General features: G+C 32.1%; 4 protein-coding genes. All 4 read right to left on the reverse strand.

Annotated features, from left to right (window positions below; translation table 11 throughout):
- Nucleotides 1-7: 7 nt before the first annotated feature.
- Complete coding sequence (gene raiA / locus DIU01_RS01540) at nt 8-310, reverse strand: ribosome-associated translation inhibitor RaiA (protein WP_290831500.1); 303 nt, start codon at nt 308-310, stop codon at nt 8-10.
- 30 nt (nt 311-340) lie between these two features.
- Nucleotides 341-1234 carry a tyrosine-type recombinase/integrase gene (locus tag DIU01_RS01545; RefSeq protein WP_290831501.1) on the reverse strand — a complete coding sequence of 298 codons (894 nt, stop codon included), beginning with the start codon at nt 1232-1234 and terminating at the stop codon, nt 341-343.
- A gap of 153 nt (nt 1235-1387) precedes the next feature.
- Complete coding sequence (gene rpsU, locus DIU01_RS01550; RefSeq protein WP_035123806.1) at nt 1388-1582, reverse strand: 30S ribosomal protein S21; 195 nt, start codon at nt 1580-1582, stop codon at nt 1388-1390.
- A 239-nt stretch (nt 1583-1821) separates the two neighbouring features.
- A partial coding sequence (locus DIU01_RS01555; protein ID WP_290831502.1) for an acyl-CoA dehydrogenase family protein occupies nt 1822-2987 on the reverse strand: 1166 nt, incomplete at its 5' end.

Here is a 2987-nt window from a genome sequence, read left to right on the forward strand (position 1 = left end):
ATTTTTCTTAAATATGTGTTCTTATTTTTTCTTTTCTTTTTACCAACAATCTTTCTAACGATTCTGCTGATAATTCAACTGCTTCTTCAAAGGTTTTACATTGTTTTTTTACTAGAAAATCATCTCCTGGAACATGAATTTTAATCTCAACGATTTTATTCTCCTTGTCACTTGTATTTTCAACCTTCAAATAAACATCGGCTGAAACAATTTTATCGTAGTATTTTTCTAACTTATCCATTCTTAATTGAACAAAATCAACTAGCTTTCTGTCAATTGTAAAGTTAACAGCATTTACATTTACCTTCATAATTATTTAATTAATGGTTATACTTGAGAATTATTTTTGGTTTCTCGGATGCGCATCTCCGTACACTTTCTTCAATTCAGACAAACTACTGTGTGTATAGATTTGTGTTGATGCCAAACTTGAATGTCCTAATAATTCTTTTACTGAATTCAAATCTGCTCCGTTGTTAAGCATGTGAGTTGCAAATGTGTGACGTAAAATATGCGGACTCTTTTTTACCTTCTCGGAGACATTACTAAAGTAATAATTTATTAGACGATAAACAAACGAATCGTTCAATTTAACGCCTTTTAACATTAAAAAAAAATACTCACTATCCTTAACTTGTTCTAATCGAGCTCTCTCTGATAAATAAAGATTTATTTGATTTGAAATTATTGGCAAAATTGGCAGTATTCTTTCCTTATTTCTTTTACCTAAAACCTTTAATGTAGCCGTTGAAGTATTAACATTTTGAAGTTTTAATCCTATTAATTCTGATCGTCTTATTCCGGTTGTGTAGAATAAATCGATTATTAATTTATCACGAACGCCGTCAAAACCGTCTGGATACTTAATTTCATTTAATACATTATCTAATTCTTTTTCTGAAAAAGGGATTTGTAGAATTTTTGGCGTTTTTAAGGATTTATGTTTCAATAAAGGACTTGAACCTATTTGTTTAATCTTTAATAAAAATTTATAGAATGCTTTTAAGGACGCAATTTTTCTGTTTACAGAACTGTTGGACATTTCATTATCGACCATAAAAACAATCCAGCTTCTTATCATGCTGTAATTTACATCTTCTAATGTTTCTTGTTCGAAATTGGTTTTTAGGAATTCTTTAAAAAAAAGCAAGTCATTTACATAAGCATTTACTGTATGCATCGAATAGTTTTTTTCGAGTTGAAGATACTCTTGAAATGCTTGTAGGTTGTTCAATTTTAAAATGTATTTAATTCAGGAGATTTGCTTGAATAATTTGGAGCATCTCGACTGCACTTGATGTGACAAAAAAGCGCAAAAGAAAAACCGCTAGTAACAAAGTTATGAAACTTTATTTACTAGCGGTTCTATTTTTATTCTAAAATTTAATTAACTTTCTAATGAGTCTCTTAAGTTTTGAATATACGCTGCTTTTTGAATTTGAGCTCTTTTAACAACTGAAGGTTTAATGAATGCTTGACGTGCACGTAACTGACGAACAGTTCCTGTTTTATCAAACTTTCTCTTATAGCGCTTTAATGCTCTATCGATATTTTCTCCGTCTTTAATTGGTATAATTAACATAATCTAGACAACTCCTCTCATTTAGCCTGCAAAAGTAATACTAATTTTTAAATTTAAAACAAAATTCTACAAAAATTTTAGCCCAGATAGTAACGGATATCCTTTTTTAATGAAATTATAGTTTTTCATATAAAAAAAGAGCGACCAACGGAAGCTCCTTTTTTTATATTAGAAAAACATAATTTTATAAAAAAGATAGTAGTGAATAGCTGGATTGGCTTCTCACAAATCTTAAAAATTTATTTAACTGCTGGTTGATAGTTTTGATTATCGATTATCATTTTGGATAGAATTTCTCTCAGAATTTCTGAAGTTCCGCCACCAATTGGTCCTAAACGGCTGTCTCTTGATAAACGTGCCAATGGATATTCTTCCATGTAACCGTAACCGCCTAACATTTGAAGGCAACTATATATGGTGTCGTCGGATACTTTTGTAGATTTTAATTTTGCCATTGTGGCTTCTTTCACTACATATTCGCCTTGATTTAATCTTGCAACTGCTGCGTAATTGAATATTTTGCAGTGTTCTACTTCTGTGGCGTGATCGACCATGGTGTGACGTAACGCTTGGAATTTATCTATTGTTCTACCAAAAGCTTCGCGTTGTGACATGTATTGAATGGTATATTCTATTGCATATTCGGCTCTTGCATGTGCGTTTATTGCCATGATTAATCTTTCTAGCGCGAAATGTTGCATGATGTATGGGAAGCCTTTTCCTTCTTCGCCCATTAGATTTTCTGCTGGAATTTCTACATTATCGAATGCGATTTCGGCAGTATCTGAAGCTCTCCATCCTAATTTGTCTAGTTTTGTTGCTGAGACTCCTTTTAAATTGGTATCCATCAAAAACATACTGATTCCTTTGTTTCCAGCATCTGGATTTGTTTTGGCAGCAACTACATAGTAATCTGCATAAACTCCATTAGTTATAAAAGTTTTTGACCCATTGATGATGTATTTGTCGCCTTTTTTAACGGCAGTAGTTTTCATTCCCGCAACATCACTTCCACCGAATGGTTCTGTGATACAAAGTCCGCCAATTTTATCTCCTGCAATACTTGGAGCTAGATAATCTTGTTTAATTCGCTCATCGCCTTCTGCGTTTAAGTGCGTCATTGCAAGGTAAGCGTGTGCCCACATTGCTGCTGCAAAACCAGAAGATTTAATTTTTTGTAACTCTTCAAGAAAAACTACAGTGTAAAATAAATCTAAATTTAAACCACCATAAGCTTCTGGATAATTGATTCCGAAGAAGCCCATTTCTCCTACTTTTTTCCAAATAAAGCGTTCAATTGTTCCTGTTTTTTCCCATTTTTCAATGTGAGGCACAACTTCTTTTTGTAAAAAATCTTGTAAGCTTTTTCTAAATAGTTCGTGCTCTTCTGTAAAGTATAATGAAT

It is taken from the genome of Flavobacterium sp. (assembly GCF_003525665.1).
Lineage (GTDB): Bacteria > Bacteroidota > Bacteroidia > Flavobacteriales > Flavobacteriaceae > Flavobacterium.